Raw genomic sequence first — 16,549 nt, forward strand, 5'->3', positions numbered from 1 at the left:
TCTGTTCTGCATATGGCAACTGCCAGAATCATATATTGGACAGGGGGTCATGGCGGGCGAATACTCGCCGTCCCATGTCTCGATGCTGCTCCCTTGTCTTCTCCTGATCACCGCGCCGGCAGCTTGCCGGGCACCACCGACGGCCTTGCCAACAACGCACCCGCTGCCGACGCGCCCGCCAGCGGCCGCATCCGGTTGGCGCTGTTCCTGGCCGGCTTTGCCACCTTCTCGCTGCTGTACAGCGTGCAGCCGGTACTGCCCGAGTTTGCGCGCGCCTTCGGCGTGGACGCGGCCACCGCTTCGCTGCCATTGTCGCTGGCTACCGGCGCGCTGGCCCTGGCGATCTTCTGCGCCGGCGCAGTGTCGGAGAACCTGGGCCGGCGCGGGCTGATGTTCGTGTCGATCGCGCTGGCCGCGCTGCTCAATCTGATCGCCGCATTCCTGCCGCACTGGGGCGCGCTGGTGCTGGTGCGCACCTTGTCCGGTATCGCGCTGGGCGGAGTGCCGGCGGTGGCGATGGTGTATCTGGGCGAGGAACTGCCGGCCAACAAGATGGGCGCGGCCACCGGGTTGTATGTGGCCGGCAATGCCTTTGGCGGCATGAGCGGACGCATCGTGATGAGCGTGCTGACCGATCACTACGACTGGCGCACCGCACTGGCGATGCTGAGCGTGTTCGACCTGCTGTGCGCGCTGGCGTTCTTCTGGTTGCTGCCGCCGTCGCGCAACTTCGTGCGCCGGCACGGCATCAACCTGCGCTTCCATCTGCGCGCCTGGGCCGGGCATCTGCGCGATCGCAACCTGCCGTTCCTGTTCGCGCTGCCGTTCCTGTTGATGGGCGTGTTCGTCTGCCTCTACAACTATGCCGGCTTTCGACTGGGCGGGCCGGAATTCGGCTTGAGCCAGAGCCAGATCGGCATGATCTTCAGCGCCTATGTGTTCGGCATCGTCAGTTCGTCGGTGGCCGGTGCGGCGTCGGATCGCTTCGGGCGCGGCCCGGTGGTCACTACCGGCATCGTGCTGTGCGTACTCGGCGTGGCGCTGACCCTGGCGCATGTGCTGGCGCTGGTGGTGGGCGGCATCGTGTTGCTGACGATCGGCTTTTTCATTGCGCATTCGGCGGCCAGCGCGTGGGTGAGCCGGCTCGGCGGTGCGCATCGCAGTCACGCCGCGTCGCTGTATCTGCTGGCGTATTACGCCGGCTCCAGCGTGATCGGCGCGCTCGGCGGCTGGTTCTGGCAACACGGTGGCTGGGGCGCGTTGGTCGGCATGTGCCTGACCTTGCTGGCGCTCGCCTTTGCGGCGGCCTACGTGCTGCGCCAACGCGCCGACAACGCGCGGCCGTACGGTCGCTTTGCGCCGCATCCTGCACGCGGCGAGTGACGCAGATCGACCGACGCGGCGGGCTAAGGGGCGTGCTTGCGGCGCTTGCTTGGAATCACCAAGAAGGCCCCCAGACTATGTGCCAACCATCCGTGTGTACATTCGCATTCGTGAGCACCTCATTCCCCCTGCCAGCACCGCGCAAGGCCCCGCAGCAAGCGCGCTCGCGCGCCACCGTGGAGGTCATCCGCCAGGCCAGCATTCAGGTGCTGGTGGCCGACGGATTGCAGGGCTGCACCACCACGCGGGTGGCCGAGCGTGCCGGCGTGTCGGTCGGCAGCGTGTACCAGTACTACCCCAATCGTCAGGCGATGTTGATCGCGTTGCTGCAATGGCATCTGCAGACGGTGATCGATGCGGTGGAACGGGCCTGCGCACAACAGCACGGGCGCGCCCTGGCGCAGCAGTGCGAGGCCATGGTGCATGCCTTCGTGCAGGCCAAGCTGCAGCACGTGGATGTCGCGCGCGCGCTGTACGCCATTGCCGAACTGCATGGTGGCGCCGCGCTGGGGTCGCAGGCGCGCAAGCGCTCGCAGCAGGCGTTTGCCGCCGCGCTCGCCACCGCCGCCGATGTGCGCTTCGACGATTGCGAGGCGGTGGCCGAGATCGGCATGGCGGCCATCACCGGGCCGGTGAAGAGCCTGCTCGACGATGGCGCGCCTGCTGCGCGGATTGCGCCGCTACAGGCGCAACTGGTGGTGTTGCTGCACAGCTACCTCATGGCCACCGGAGTTGCCCGATGACGGCGGCACCGGTTCAGGACGGCAACGCGCTACAGGACTTCATCGAACGTCATCGGCGCCTGTTCGTGCTCACCGGCGCCGGCTGCAGCACCGATTCGGGCATTCCCGATTACCGCGATCTGCAAGGTGGCTGGAAGCGTCCGCAGCCAGTGACGTTTCAGGCCTTCATGGGCGAGCTGTCCACGCGGCAGCGCTATTGGGCGCGCAGCCTGGTCGGCTGGCCGCGTTTCGGCTTGGCGCAGCCCAATGCCACCCACCACGCACTGGCCGCACTGGAAGCGCGCGGCCAGCTGGAACTGCTGCTGACGCAAAATGTCGACCGCCTGCATCAGGCGGCCGGCAGTGGTGCGGTGATCGATCTGCATGGCCGGCTCGATGTGGTGCGCTGCATGGGGTGCGAGCGGCGCATGCCACGTACCGAGTTCCAGCTGCTGCTCGAACAGGCCAATCCCGGCTGGGCCGACCTGGACGCCGCGCAGGCGCCCGATGGCGATGCGGATCTGGACGAGGTGGCCTTCGACAGTTTTGCAGTGCCGCCGTGCCCGGTCTGCGGCGGCGTGCTGAAGCCGGATGTGGTGTTCTTTGGCGAGAACGTGCCGCGCGAGCGCGTGGAGCGTGCGTTTGCGCATCTGCAGGCGGCCGATGCGGTGTTGGTGGTGGGTTCGTCGCTGATGGTGTATTCGGGCTTTCGTTTCGTGCAGGCCGCTGCACGCAACGGCCTGCCGATCGCCGCACTCAACTTCGGGCGCACCCGTGCGGACGAATTGCTCAGCCTGAAGGTCGAACAGTCGTGCGCGCAGGCGTTGGCCTTCCTGCACGCGCCGTTCGATCCGGTGCGTGCACGCAGCATCAATGACGCCAGTGCGCGCTCGGCATGACGCAGTGATCCATCGCAGCGGTTGTACTCACGCGCGTGGCGCAGTGCAATGGGCCTCCCCGTGTCATCTGTGGATGCCCCCTTGAGCCAGCTGTTCTCCCCCATCCGCTTCGGTCCGCTTGCGCTCGCCAACCGGATCGTCGTCGCCCCGATGTGCCAGTACTCCGCACAGGACGGCCGCGCCAGCGACTGGCACCGCATCCATCTGGGCACCTTGTCGCAATCCGGTGCCGGCCTGCTGATCCTGGAAGCGGCCGCAGTGCAGCCGCAGGGGCGCATCTCCTACGCCGACCTTGGCCTGTACGACGATGCCACCGAGCAGGCGCTGGATGAGGTACTGCAATCGGTGCGGCGCTGGTCGCCGATGCCGATCGGCATTCAACTGGCACACGCCGGACGCAAGGCCTCCACCGATCTGCCGTGGAACGGCGGCGAGGCGATTGCGCCGGATCATACGCATGGCTGGCAGACCGTGTCCGCATCGGCGCTGGCGTTCCGTGACGGTCAGCCGTTGCCGCAGGCACTGGACGAGGCCGGCATCTATGCGGTGGTGCAGGCCTTTGTCGATGCGGCACAGCGCGCCGAGCGCCTGGGCCTGGCGCTGGTCGAGCTGCATGCCGCGCATGGCTATCTGATGCATCAGTTCCTGTCGCCGCTCAGCAATCAGCGCAGCGATGCGTATGGCGGCTCGCTGGAAAACCGTATGCGGCTGACGCTGCGCATCTTCGACGCGGTGCGCGCGGCGGTGTCGGACAGGATCGCCATCGGCGTACGCATCTCGGCCACCGATTGGGTGGAGGGCGGCTGGGATCTTGCGCAGAGCATCGCCTTGTCCAAGGCGTTGGATGCGCGCGGTGCGCACTACATCCATGTCTCCAGCGGCGGGCTGGATCCGCGCCAGCAGATTCCGGTGCAGGCGGGCTATCAGATTCCGTTTGCGCAGCAGATCAAGGCGCAGGTCAACACGCCGGTGATCGGTGTGGGACTGATCACCGAGCCGGCGCAGGCCGAGGCGATCCTGCAGGACGGCCAGGCCGATGCGATCGCCCTGGCGCGCGGCATCCTGTACGACCCGCGCTGGCCGTGGCATGCCGCCGCCGCACTGGGCGCCTCGGTCACGCCTGCGCCGCAATACCTGCGCTGCGAGCCGCGTGAGGCGCGCGGCGTGTTCGCCAGCTGATTGACGCTGGGAGTGGTAAAGAAGCAGAGCGGGCCGGTGTTTGGATTGCCGCTCTTGACGCAAGATCGAATAAGGAAAACAGATGCCGATAGGATTTCTGGGCTTGGGCACGATGGGCCTGCCGATGGCGCACAACCTGCTGCGCGGCGGTTTCGAGCTGAGCGTGTGGAATCGCTCGCCCGGGCGCGCGCAGTCGCTGCGGCAGGCCGGCGCCACGGTGGTGGATGCACCGCGCGACGCCGCACACGGCCCGTTGCTGTTTTCGATGCTGGCCGACGACAACGCGGTGCGCGCGACCGTGCTGGAGCAAGGTGTGCTGGACGCGCTGCCGGCCGGCAGCGTGCACGTCAACATGGCCACCATCTCGGTGGCATTGGCGCACGAGTTGACCGCCCTGCATGCCGAGCGCGGTGTGGCCTACGTGGCCGCACCGGTGCTCGGCCGCGTCGATGTGGCCGAAGCCGGCAAGCTCAACATTCTGGCCGCCGGCGACGAGGCGGCGTTGGCGCGCGTGCAACCGATGTTCGATGTGCTCGGCCAGCGCACCTGGGAGATCGGCCGCACCCCCGAGCAGGCCAATGCGGTCAAGCTGGCGGCCAACTTCTGCCTGGCCAGCGCGATCGGCGCCATGGCCGAAGCCAGCGCGCTGGCACGCGGCCACGGCGTGGATGCCACCCAGTTCCTGGGCATGCTCACCAGCACCTTGTTCGCCGCGCCCGCGTACCAGGGCTACGGCCGCCTGATCATGCAGCGCGAATACCTGCCGGCCGGCTTCACCGCCACCCTGGGTCGCAAGGACGTGGATCTGGCGATCCAGGCCGGCGCCGACAAGCAGGTACCGATGCCGCTGGGCGAGTTGCTGCGCGTCGGCCTGGACGAGGCGATCGCGCATGGCGACGGCAACGCTGACTGGGCCGTGCTGGCAGAGGTGTCGGCGCGGCGGGCAGGGCAGGTGGCCTGATCGCAACGCAGGGGCGCGTGTGGGTTGCGCGCATCGCGCTTCGCTTGAAGACGACGCGCGATGCGTCTTGCTCACCTCAACATGCGGCAGACCTTCTAAAATGCCGGCTCGTGACAGCCGCCGCTCCAGGGAGGATGCGATGCGACACCTGCATATCACGCTCGGTTCGACCGAGCGCACACCGCGCGCACTGACCTGCGCCGGTGGTACACGATGACCGCCGTACCGGTCGTCGACCAGGGCCCGGTGGGCCCGGACCATCCCGAGCATCCGGACCACTATCTGTTCGCGCAGATCCGCGAAGCGGTGGCCGTGCTCGATGCCGAATTGAACAAACCCACTGACGAGGCCAGCGTCCGCATGGCTGCGCGCCTGCTGCCGCTGGCCAAGCAGCATGGCTTTGACCAGGTGGATTACGTGGTGCTCAGCCGGCACGTCGGCGAGATGGGCGAAAACGTGTTTCTGGTGCGTGGCGAACTGGCCGACCCCGCGCATCTGCGTGCGCACATCACCACCCAGGAAGCGATGGAGACCTCGGTGGAGGCATCGATGGCGCAACTGGACGAGATCAATCGGCGACTGATGCTGCGCCTGCCGCCGCGCTGAGTCGCACCGGAAAGTTACGGGCGCAAGCACTGCGCCCGCAGCCGGGCGCATTGGCTATCATTGTGCCGATGCGCTCCGACTACATTCTTACCCTGTCCTGCCCCGACCGCACCGGCATCGTCTATCGCGTGACCGGGCTGCTGTTCGATCTGGCCTGCAACATCCTCGACGCACAGCAGTTCGGCGACGACGAAAGTGGCCGCTTCTTTCTGCGCGTGCACTTCGACAAACCGCCGGGCACCGACATTGCCGTGCTGGAACGCCGCTTTGCGCTGTTGGCCGATGAATTCCAGATGGACTGGCAGCTGCACGATGCGCGCCGTCGTGCGCGGCTGCTGGTGCTGGTGAGCAAGCAGGGGCATTGCCTCAACGATCTGCTGTTCCGCATGCACAGCCGGCAATTGCCGGTGGATATCGCGGCGGTGGTGTCCAACCACGCCGACTTCGCGCCGCTGGCCGCCTCCTATGGCATCGCCTTCCACCATCTGCCGGTGAGCGCTGACACGCGCGCTGCGCAGGAAGCGCAGCTGCTTGCCCTGGTCGAGGCGCTGCAGGTCGATCTGGTGGTGCTGGCGCGCTACATGCAGATTCTTTCGCCCGAGTTGTGCCGCGCATTGGCAGGGCGGGCGATCAATATCCATCACAGCTTCCTGCCCAGCTTCAAGGGCGCGCAGCCGTATCACCAGGCGCACGCACGCGGGGTCAAGATCATCGGTGCCACCGCGCACTACGTCACCGAAGACCTGGACGAAGGCCCGATCATCGAACAGGACGTGGCGCGCGTGGATCATGCGATGACGCCGCGCGATCTGGTGCGGCTGGGCAGCGATACCGAATCGCTGGTACTCGCGCGTGCGGTGCGTCGCCATGTCGAGCACCGTATCGTGCTCAATGGCCATCGCACGGTGGTGTTTCGCTAGCGATCGCCGTCGCGCATTCCCAGGGACGGTTGCGGCACGCGCAGTGGAGCAGTGGTCGGGCCACGTCCTGCCAGCGAGCGCGCCGGCCTGGCGCCCCTGTCGCACTCTCCTCGCCGCTCCCTCCCGGAATTGTTTGCATGTCGCTAATCCCCGGCTCCAGCGCTCGCGCGCAACAGCACGCCACCCGCGCGGCGTTCTTCATTCCCGGCTTTGCTGCCGCGGTCTGGGCGGTGCTGGTGCCGTTCGCCAAATCCAGGACCGGCGTGGACGATGGCGCGCTCGGCCTGATCCTGCTGTGCCTGGGGGCAGGCTCGTTTCTGGCGATGCCGCTGGCGGGGGCCTTGTCGGCGCGCTTCGGCTTCCGTGCGGTCATGGCGGTAACAGCGGTGCTGATCTGCATCAGCCTGCCGTTGCTGGCCGTTGTCGCCAATCCGTGGATGCTGGGCGCGGTGCTGTTCGTGTTCGGCGCCGGCGTGGGCGCGATGGATTGCGCGATGAACATGCAGGCGGTGGTGGTCGAGCGCGATGCCGGGCGCGCGATGATGTCGGGATTCCACGCGTTTTTCAGCATCGGCGGTTTTGTCGGTGCCGGCGCGATGACCTTGCTGCTGTCGGCGCAGGTTTCCCCGCCGGGCGCGGCGGTCGCCGGGGTGATCGCCATGCTCGTTGTCGGCGTGCTGTCGGTGCGCCACTGGCGGACCGAGCGCGTGGCGCAACAGGGGCCGTTGCTGGCGCTGCCCAGGGGCATCGTGCTGTTCATCGGCATCCTGGCGTTTGTGGTGTTTCTGGCCGAAGGCACCATTCTGGACTGGAGCTCGGTGTTCCTGGCCGATGTGCACCAGGTCGCCCCGAGCACCGCCGGCATGGGCTATGTGGTATTTGCATTGACCATGACGGTGACGCGTCTGCTGGGCGATGCGGTGGTGGAGCGCCTGGGGCGCATCCGTTCGATCGTGCTGGGCGCGCTGCTGGCCGGCGCGGGCTTCTGCGTGCTCACGCTGGTGAGCCCGTGGCAGGCCTCGTTGGCCGGCTACGTGTTGGTCGGCCTGGGCTGCGCCAACATCGTGCCGGCCCTGTTCTCGTTGGCCGGCAACCAGACGCGCATGCCGGAGAGCATCGCCATCACTGCGGTCACCACACTGGGCTATGCCGGCATCCTGGCCGGGCCGGCCCTGATCGGTTTCGCCGCGCATGGCATCGGCCTGGTCGGCGCCTTGCTCGGTGTTGCGGTGCTGATGGTGGGTGTGGCGATTTCGACGCGTTGGTTGAAGGTGTGAGTGTTGGGGATCGCGCCTGTGGTTGCTGGGGTGTCGGGAGTGCGTCGCGCGCAGGCACGCTCCTACGAGTGGATATTGATTACGCTTCGGTGGGTAGATACTCGAAGCGATAGCCCACGCCGTACACCGAGCGCACCCATTCTTCGCCGCCCACCTCGGCCAGCTTGCGGCGCAGGTTCTTGATGTGGCTGTCCACGGTACGGTCGGTGACGATGCGGTGGTCCACATATACGTGGTCCATCAACTGTTCGCGCGAGTAGACACGCCCCGGAGCCGCGCACAGCGTGCGCAGCAGGCGGAACTCGACCTGGGTCAGATCCAGGTCGCGCCCGGCCACGCTGGCGCGGCAGGCGGCATCGTCGATCAGCAATCCGTGCGTGGGCACCGCGTTGGGATCGTGCCGGTGGCGGCGCAGCACCGCACGCACCCGTGCGATCACCTCGCGCGGGCTGAAGGGCTTGCAGATGTAGTCGTCGGCACCGATCTCCAGCCCGAGCAGGCGGTCGATCTCTTCGGCGCGCGCGGTCACCATGATCACCGGCACCGCGCCGAGGCTGCGCAGCTCGCGGCAGATGTCCATGCCGTCGCGATTGGGCAGCATCAGGTCCAGCAACACCAGGTCCGGCGACTGCGCGCGAAACGCAGCGATCGCCTGCGCACCATCGGCCACCCAATGATGCGAATAGCCGGCCGCGTGCAGGTACTCGCCCAGCACCGCGGCCAGGCGCGGTTCGTCTTCGACGATCAGCACGTGCGCGTTCGGTGCTGCGGTGGTGGCGGCGTCGTCCATCAGGCCTCCAGGGCCGGCAGCCGCAGCGTCACGCGCAGGCCGCCCAAGGGCGAAGGTGTGGCGTGGATCTCGCCGTCGTGCGCGCCGACGATATTGCGGCAGATCGCCAGGCCCAGCCCGCTGCCGCCGCTGGCGCGATTGCGCGAGCCTTCCACGCGATAGAAGCGCTCGAACAGGCGATCGAGCTTGTCTGCCGGCACGCCGGGCGCGCTGTCTTCGATCACGATCTCCACCAGGTGCGCGCGCCGTGCGCACTGCACCCGCAACTGGCCGCCGGCATCGGTGTAGCGCAAGGCGTTTTCCAGCAGGTTGGACAGCAGCTGCTGCAGGCGACGCTCGTCGCCGTCGACATGCACCGGCGCGGTGATGCCGTGGGCCTGCAGCGTGAGCCCGGCTGCGGCAATGCGCGTGCGCATGCCGGCCAGCGTGGACTGCAGCACCACGCTCAGATCGATCGGCGCGCGCCGGTAGGCCAGCGCGCCGACATCGGTCAGCGACAGATCGTAGAGATCCTCGATCAGCTTGCCGAGCTGGCCGACCTCCTGGTGCAACGAGGTCAGCGACTCGCGCGTCATCGGCCGGATGCCGTCCTGCAGCGCTTCCAGCTCGGCGCGCAGCACCGCCAGCGGCGTGCGCAACTCGTGCGAGACATCGGCCATGAAATCGCGGCGCGCGCGTTCGTTGTTGTCCAGCGCCTGCGCCAGTTGGTTGAAGTCGCGCGCGAGCTGGTCGAGCTCATCGCGCATGCCGGCCTCCAGGCGCGTGCCGTAGTCGCCGGCCGCCAGGCGATGGGTTGCCGCGGTCAGGCTGCGCACGCGGCGCAGCAAGGTGCGCGACAGCAGCCAGCCGAACAGCGCGGCCACCATGATGGATGCCGCGCCGACGGTCCACCACAGACGTTGCTGGGCCTGGTAGAAACGCGCGTCGTTGGCGGTCAGCACCTTCTCGAAGGGCAGCATGCCCATCCAGCCCACCGTCTGCCCGTGCACCACCACCGGGCGCAGCGTGTCGGTGCGGCTGACGTCGGGGTTGCCGATGATCACCCGGTAGTCGCGATCCAGCAGCGCGAAACGAAACACCGCGCCGGTCTGATCGGAGATCGGTGGGGCGCGCAGCGGCAGGTTCTGCGGCAGCTCCGGGCGCATCAGCACGAACCAGGCATCGGGATTGTCGCGGATGAAGTTCCAGTCGCCGTGCTTGGCGTAGTCGGCCTGCACGCGCGGCAACACTTCCAGCATCCGCTCGATGCCCTGCTCGCTGAGATAGTCGAGAAACTGCTTTTTGAGCAGCAGCTGCCCGGCCAGGCCATTGATCAGCAGCACTGCAATGCAGGCGCTGAGGATGGCGAGGAAGAGTTTGGCGGTGATTCCGAGTTTCATCGACGTGGGGAAAACCTTGTTGCGAATGAGGTCATGCACGCGCGCCTGCTGCAATGACTGCCTGCATCGACTGGGTAGTGGGGCGCCGGCGGCTGCCGGCACGGATGCGGCGCCGGTCTTGCACAACCGTATTGGGACTTCATTAAACCCCGAAAGCAAGCGCCTGCTGTCTGTCGATGCGAATCTTCAAATTTGCTCCATATTCGCGGCGTAGCGTGCGCATCCTCCGATCACTCCCGAGTGCGCCGTATGCGTTGCGTTGCTTCCTCCCGTTCTGCCGTGGTGCCGCGTCAATGGCTGCTGGCCGCCATGATCACCGTCGTGCTGGCGGCGTGTTCGCCTGCGCAAGCGCCGCAGCAGCGGCAAGTGGAAGTGGGCGTGCAACGCGTGGACGTGCAGCGCCTGGCGCTGGACCAGACACTGCCCGGGCGCACCGTGGCCTATCAAAGTGCGCAGGTGCGCCCGCAAGTGGGCGGCATCCTGCGCAAGCGGCTGTTCACCGAAGGCGAGCAGGTGCAAGCCGGGCAGGTGCTGTACCAGATCGAGCCCGCACCGTTCCAGGCCGCCTACGCGTCCGCGCAAGGCGAACTGGCGCAGGCCGAAGCGGCGGTGCTGTCGGCCAGGCCCAAGGCGCAGCGGTATCAGACGCTGGTCAAGCTCGATGCGGTCAGCCAGCAGGACGGCGACGACGCCGCCGCCACCTTGCGCCAGAACGAAGCCGCAGTCACCGCGGCCAGGGCGGCGTTGCAGACCGCAAAGCTCAATCTGGATTTCACCCGCATCACCGCGCCGATCAGCGGCCGTATCGGCACTTCGAGCTTCACCCCGGGCGCGCTGGTCACCGCCGACCAGACCGATGTGCTGACCACCATCAACCAGCTCGATCCGATCTATGTGGATGTCAGCCAGTCCAGCGCGCAGCTGCTGCAGCTGCGGCGCAAGCTCGCTGCCGGTCAGCTCAAGGCGGTCGATGGCAAGGCCGAGGTCAAGCTGTTGCTGGAAGACGGCACTGCCTACGCGCGCACCGGCACGCTGGAAGTGGTGGACACCGCAGTGGATGCCACCACCGGCACGGTGAAACTGCGTGCAGTGATTCCGAACCCCGATCATCTGCTGCTGCCCGGCATGTACGTCAAGGCGGTGCTGTCGATGGCGGTCAACGAGCAGGCGATCCTGGTGCCGCAACAGGCCGTCACCCGCAACAGCAAGGGCGAGGCGGTGGCGATGGTGGTCGGCGCCGACGGCAAGGTGGCGCAGCGCGTGCTCAAGACCGGCGATGCGGTCGGCGACCGCTGGGTGGTCAGCGAAGGATTGTCCGCAGGCGAGAGCGTGATTGTGCAGGGCCTGCAGAAGATCCAGGTCGGCATGCCGGTGAAGACGCGCGAGGTGAGCGCAGCTGCAGCAACGCCGGCGGCAGCTGTGCCCAGTGCAGCTGCTGCAGTCGCACCGAGCGCACCCGCCGCCGCTACGCCTGAGGCCATGCCGACGCCTGCAGCGCCGGCCAGCGCCACGCCCAAGGCCGACTGAGGAACTCCCATGGCTCGTTTCTTCATCGACCGCCCCATCTTCGCCTGGGTCATCGCCATCGTCATCACGCTGGCCGGCGCGATCTCGATCTTCTCGCTGCCGCTGGAGCAGTACCCGGACATCGCACCGCCCTCGGTCACGGTCAGTGCGACCTATACCGGCGCCTCCGCAGAGACCGTGCAGAACTCGGTCACGCAGATCCTAGAACAGCAGATGACAGGCCTGGACAATCTGCTCTACATGTCCTCCAGCAGCAGCTCGGCAGGCACTGCGCAGATCACGCTGACCTTCGACTCCGGCACCGACCCGGATACCGCGCAGGTACAGGTGCAGAACAAGGTGTCGCAAGGCGAGGCGCTGCTGCCCGACGAGGTCAAGACCAACGGCGTGACCGTGACCAAGTCGGCCAGCGGCAGCATGTTCATGGTGCTGGCCTTCACTTCCGAAGACGGCAGCATGGACAGCACCGACATCGGCGACTACATGGTGTCCGCGTTGCAGGACCCGATCAGCCGCCTCAACGGCATCGGCAGCGTCAACGTGTTCGGGGCCGAGTACGCGATGCGCGTCTGGCTGGATCCGGAGAAACTGCACACCTACGCACTGATGCCCTCGGATGTCAGCACCGCGATCGCCGCGCAGAACGCCGATGTCTCGTCCGGCGCGCTGGGTGCATTGCCAGCGCTGCAGGGCCAGCAGTTGAATGCCACGGTGACCTCGCGCAGCAAGCTGCGCACGCCGGCGCAGTTCGAGAACATCGTGCTCAAGTCCGATGCCGGCGGCGCCACGGTCTACCTGCGCGATGTTGCGCGGGTGGAGCTGGGCTCGGAATCCTACGGCTCCAGTTCCAAGTTCAACGGCAAGGCCGCCTCGGGCATGGGCCTGCAGCTGGCAACCGGCGCCAATGCGCTGGATGCGGCCAAACTGGTGGAGGCCAAGCTGGATGCGCTCAAGCCGTACTTCCCGGCCGGCCTGAAATACGAGGTGGCCTACGACACCACGCCGTTCGTGCGCATCTCCATCGAGGAAGTGGTCAAGACCCTGATCGAAGCGATCGTGCTGGTGGTCGTGGTGATGTACCTGTTCCTGCAGAACTGGCGTGCCACGCTGGTGCCGGTGATCGCGGTGCCGGTGGTGCTGATGGGCACGTTCGGGGTGTTGTCGCTGCTGGGCTTTTCGATCAACACGCTGACCATGTTTGCCATGGTGCTGGCGATCGGCCTGCTGGTGGACGATGCCATCGTGGTGGTGGAAAACGTCGAGCGGCTGATGGCCGAGCAGGGCATGTCGCCGCGCGAAGCCACGCACACCTCGATGGGCCAGATCACCGGCGCCCTGGTCGGTATCGCGCTGGTGCTTACTGCGGTGTTCCTGCCGATGGCCTTCTTCGGCGGCGCCACCGGCGAGATCTATCGGCAGTTTTCGGTGACCATTGCCGCGGCGATGATCCTGTCGCTGGTGGTCGCACTGACCCTGAGTCCGGCGCTGTGCGCCACCTTGCTCAAGCCCATCGACAAGGGCGGCCATGTCTCGCGCAAGGGCGTGCTGGGCAGGTTCTTCACCTGGTTCAACACGCGCTTCGATCGCGGCACCGAGCGCTATGGGCGTGGCGTGGAGCGCATCGTCGGCCATCGCAAGCTCGGCTCGCTGATCTATGCGGTGCTGCTGGTGGTGCTGGGCCTGCTGTTCTGGCGTCTGCCCAGCGCGTTCCTGCCCGAAGAAGACCAGGGCATGCTGATGGTGATGTTCAGCGCGCCGGCCGGTGCCACCCAGCAGCGCACCCAGCAGTCGATCGACCAGGCCACCGCGTTCATCCTCAAGCAGCCGGAAGTGCAGGGCATCATGACCATCTCCGGTTTCAGCCTGGCCGGCAGCAGCCAGAACTCGGGCATGGGCTTCATCCGCCTGAAGGATTGGGCCGACCGCGAAGGCTCGGCGCAGGAGGTGGCCCAGCGCATCACCGGCGCGATGATGATGACGCTGCCCGACGCGCAGGTGTTTGCGCTGACCCCGCCGGCGATCAACGGGCTGGGCACCAGTTCCGGTTTCACCCTGCAGTTGCAGGATGCCGCCGGCAACGGACACGAGGCGCTGGTGGAAGCACGCAAGCGGTTGCTGCAGCTGGCCAACGGCAACCAGAGCCTGAGTGCGGTGCGCTTCAACGGCCTGGACGATGCGCCGATCTACCGCGTGCAGATCGACGATGCCAAGGCCGGTGCGTTGGGCGTGGCCGCAGCCGACATCAACACCACGCTCTCCACGGTGATGGGCGGGCGTTACGTCAACGACTTCCTCAACAACAACCGGGTCAAGCGCGTGTACGTGCAGGGCGAAGCGTCCGCACGCATGTTGCCCGGCGATATCGACCGCTGGTACGTGCGCAACAGCGACGCCGCGATGGTGCCGTTCTCGGCGTTCGCCAGCAGCGCCTGGGCCTATGCGCCGCAGGTGTTGACCCGCTTCAACGGCAGCGAATCGATGGAAATTACCGGCAGCGCCGCATCCGGCATCAGCTCGGGCGATGCGATGACCGCAGTTGCCGGCGAAGTGGACGGCATGGGCAAGGGCGTGGGCTACGCCTGGTCGGGCATGTCGTATCAGGAACAGGCCGCCGGCACCCAGACCTGGATGTTGTATGCGGTGTCGCTGGTATTCGTGTTCCTGTGCCTGGCCGCGTTGTACGAGAGTTGGTCGATCCCGATCTCGGTGATGCTGGCGGTGCCGGTGGGCATCGTCGGCGCACTGCTGGCGACCTGGATGCGCGGGCTGTCCAACGACATCTACTTCCAGGTCGGCCTGCTGGCGACAATGGGCCTGGCCGCCAAGAACGGCATCCTGATCGTGGAGTTCGCCAAGGAGCTGGAAGAAAAAGGTCAGCCGCTGATCGAGGCCACCCTGCACGCCGCACGCATGCGCCTGCGCCCGATCCTGATGACCTCGCTGGCCTTCATGCTCGGCGTGCTGCCGATGGTGATCAGCAGCGGCGCCGGCTCCGGCGGACGCCACTCGCTGGGCACCGGCGTGTTGGGCGGCACGCTGGCCTCCACCGTGCTGGGCATCTTCTTCGTGCCGTTGTTCTACGTGATGGTGCGCAGCCTTTTTCCCGGCAAGGCTGCCGCGCACACCACCGTCGTTTCCACCTCCGAGGTGACTCCATGATGCGCACGACATCCCTCAGCCTGGCGGTGGCCTGCGCCATCGCCTTGAGCGGCTGCGTCAGCATGGCGCCGCAGTACGCGCGCCCGGATGCACCGGTGCCCGGCGTAGTCGGCGACACCGGCAGCGTGACCCATGGCGACAGTGCCGATGGCCGCACTACCGCTGCGGCCCAGCTGGATTGGCGGCAGGTGCTGGTCGATGCGCGCCTGCAGCAGGTGGTCGCACTGGCGCTGGACAACAACCGCGACCTGCGTGTGGCCGTGCTCAATATCGAGCAGGCGCGCGCGCAGTACCGCATCCAGCGTGCGGACCTGTTTCCCGCGGTGGATGCCACCGTCTCGCACACGGCGCAACGTGCTGCAGCGGCGACCAGTTTCACCGGCGCGCCGCAGATCATCCGCAGCGCCACCGGGCAGGTGGGGATCAGCAGCTGGGAGCTGGACCTGTTCGGGCGCATCCGCAGCCTCAAGAACGAAGCGCTGGAAACCTATCTGGCCAGCGAGCAGACCCAGCGCAGCACGCGCCTGAGCCTGGTGGCCGAAGTGGCCAGCGACTGGCTCACCGTGGCCGCCGATCAGCAGCGGCTGGCACTTGCCCAGCAGACCCTGGAGAGCCAGCGCAAGACGCTGCGCCTGACCGAAATGCAGCACGACAACGGCATCGTCTCCGGGCTGGATCTGGCGCAGATCCAGACCAGCGTGGAAAGCGCGCGCGCCGATGTCGCCAACTTCACCACCCAGCTTGCGCAGTCGCGCAATGCGCTGAACCTGGTCGTGGGCACGTCGATACCGGCAGCGTTATTGCCGGCTGCCGATGCGATCGAGAGCGGCGTTGCATTGGCACCGTTGCCGGCGCAGCTGGAATCGCGCGTGCTGTTGCAGCGCCCGGACGTAGTGTCGGCCGAGCACACGCTCAAGGCAGCCAACGCCGACATCGGCGCGGCGCGTGCGGCGTTCTTCCCCACCATCTCGTTGACCGGCAATGTCGGGCGCGGCAGCGATGCCTTGTCCAGCCTGTTCGGTGGCGACCACACCTGGTCGTTCACGCCCAGCGTGAGCCTGCCGATCTTCCGCGCCGGCGCGCTGAAGGCCGAACTGGATGTGGCCAAGCTGCAGAAGGACATCACCATCGCCCAATACGAACTGGCGATCCAGACCGCCTTCAGCGAAGTGGCCGACGCGCTGGCCGAGCGCACCCAGCTGGACGAACGCATGGACGCGCAGCGCGCCCTGGTGGATGCGGCACAACGCGGTTTCACCCTGTCGGATGCGCGCTACCGCAATGGCGTGGACAGTTATCTGGTGGCACTGGACGCGCAGCGTTCGCTCTACAGCGCACAACAGACCTTGATCAGCCTGCGGCTGACCGAAGCAAGCAACCGGGTGACCTTGTACAAGGTGCTCGGCGGCGGCGCCGATGCGCAGTCGCAACCACTGGCGCAACAGTAGCCCTGCACGGATGCGCGAGCGCAAGCACATCCGCCAGATCCGCAATGGCAGTGACAGTGCCAGGATCAAAAGAAGCTGACCAGATCGCACCTCATCGGACAGCGCGTAGCGTGCTGCTCGCAATCATGCACCCACCATCCCGACTGGTCCTTGCCCGTCCACCGTCGCGGGACCTTACGCGGCATGGATGCCGCGTAAGAGCTACAGGGACGTACTTGCGGCGTGTCCTGCGATGGTGGGCGGGCAAAGGCCTTGCAGCCCAGCCGCAGATCATCCGCCTTACAACCGACGCATACGCA

The 16,549-nt window shown here is 66.9% G+C and carries 13 protein-coding genes; 11 read left to right on the forward strand and 2 right to left on the reverse strand.

Features of this window, described 5'->3' with window-relative positions; genetic code table 11:
• The first annotated feature begins 93 nt into the window (after positions 1-93).
• The 8 genes from XaplCFBP3123_RS12720 (at position 94) to XaplCFBP3123_RS12755 (ending at position 7,947) form a co-directional block, all read left to right on the forward strand.
• Positions 94-1,383: an MFS transporter gene (locus tag XaplCFBP3123_RS12720; protein ID WP_172453246.1), complete on the forward strand. Its 1,290-nt coding sequence runs from the start codon at positions 94-96 to the stop codon at positions 1,381-1,383.
• A 77-nt stretch (positions 1,384-1,460) separates the two neighbouring features.
• Positions 1,461-2,126, forward strand: coding sequence for a TetR/AcrR family transcriptional regulator (locus tag XaplCFBP3123_RS12725; protein WP_104534378.1), 666 nt, complete (start codon positions 1,461-1,463; stop codon positions 2,124-2,126).
• Entirely contained in the window at positions 2,123-3,004 is an 882-nt protein-coding gene (locus tag XaplCFBP3123_RS12730) for an NAD-dependent protein deacetylase (RefSeq protein ID WP_104534379.1), read from the forward strand. Before XaplCFBP3123_RS12725 ends, XaplCFBP3123_RS12730 begins: the two co-directional genes overlap by 4 nt.
• Before the next feature lie 60 nt (positions 3,005-3,064).
• Positions 3,065-4,183 carry an NADH:flavin oxidoreductase/NADH oxidase gene (locus XaplCFBP3123_RS12735; protein ID WP_172453247.1) on the forward strand — a complete coding sequence of 373 codons (1,119 nt, stop codon included), beginning with the start codon at positions 3,065-3,067 and terminating at the stop codon, positions 4,181-4,183.
• 82 nt (positions 4,184-4,265) lie between these two features.
• Entirely contained in the window at positions 4,266-5,144 is an 879-nt protein-coding gene (locus XaplCFBP3123_RS12740; RefSeq protein WP_104534381.1) for an NAD(P)-dependent oxidoreductase, read from the forward strand.
• Between the two features lie 213 nt (positions 5,145-5,357).
• Positions 5,358-5,750, forward strand: a complete 393-nt coding sequence (locus XaplCFBP3123_RS12745; protein ID WP_104534382.1) for an XVIPCD domain-containing protein — start codon at positions 5,358-5,360, stop codon at positions 5,748-5,750.
• A gap of 68 nt (positions 5,751-5,818) precedes the next feature.
• Positions 5,819-6,670, forward strand: coding sequence for a formyltetrahydrofolate deformylase (gene purU / locus XaplCFBP3123_RS12750; RefSeq protein WP_172453264.1), 852 nt, complete (start codon positions 5,819-5,821; stop codon positions 6,668-6,670).
• A gap of 137 nt (positions 6,671-6,807) precedes the next feature.
• The gene (locus XaplCFBP3123_RS12755; protein ID WP_104534384.1) at positions 6,808-7,947 is read left to right on the forward strand and encodes an MFS transporter; all 1,140 of its coding nucleotides are present in this window, start codon (positions 6,808-6,810) and stop codon (positions 7,945-7,947) included.
• Positions 7,948-8,026: 79 nt separating this feature from the next.
• On the opposite strand, the gene XaplCFBP3123_RS12760 is transcribed toward XaplCFBP3123_RS12755, so the two are convergent.
• Together XaplCFBP3123_RS12760 and baeS are read right to left on the reverse strand one after the other, a co-directional pair.
• Positions 8,027-8,737, reverse strand: coding sequence for a response regulator (locus XaplCFBP3123_RS12760; RefSeq protein WP_104534385.1), 711 nt, complete (start codon positions 8,735-8,737; stop codon positions 8,027-8,029).
• Positions 8,737-10,116 carry a sensor histidine kinase efflux regulator BaeS gene (gene baeS, locus XaplCFBP3123_RS12765; RefSeq protein ID WP_104534386.1) on the reverse strand — a complete coding sequence of 460 codons (1,380 nt, stop codon included), beginning with the start codon at positions 10,114-10,116 and terminating at the stop codon, positions 8,737-8,739. The genes XaplCFBP3123_RS12760 and baeS overlap by 1 nt, the downstream gene beginning before the upstream one ends.
• Positions 10,117-10,365: 249 nt before the next feature.
• Between baeS and XaplCFBP3123_RS12770 the strand changes: the two genes are divergently transcribed.
• From XaplCFBP3123_RS12770 to XaplCFBP3123_RS12780, 3 genes are read left to right on the forward strand one after another with little or no spacing between them, the layout of a single operon-like run.
• Positions 10,366-11,643: an efflux RND transporter periplasmic adaptor subunit gene (locus tag XaplCFBP3123_RS12770; protein WP_104534387.1), complete on the forward strand. Its 1,278-nt coding sequence runs from the start codon at positions 10,366-10,368 to the stop codon at positions 11,641-11,643.
• Positions 11,644-11,652: 9 nt separating this feature from the next.
• Complete coding sequence (locus XaplCFBP3123_RS12775; RefSeq protein WP_104534388.1) at positions 11,653-14,802, forward strand: efflux RND transporter permease subunit; 3,150 nt, start codon at positions 11,653-11,655, stop codon at positions 14,800-14,802.
• Entirely contained in the window at positions 14,802-16,250 is a 1,449-nt protein-coding gene (locus XaplCFBP3123_RS12780; RefSeq protein ID WP_146091340.1) for an efflux transporter outer membrane subunit, read from the forward strand. The genes XaplCFBP3123_RS12775 and XaplCFBP3123_RS12780 overlap by 1 nt, the downstream gene beginning before the upstream one ends.
• The last annotated feature ends 299 nt before the right edge of the window (positions 16,251-16,549 follow it).

It is taken from the genome of Xanthomonas arboricola pv. populi, assembly GCF_002939945.1.
Taxonomy (GTDB): domain Bacteria; phylum Pseudomonadota; class Gammaproteobacteria; order Xanthomonadales; family Xanthomonadaceae; genus Xanthomonas; species Xanthomonas arboricola_A.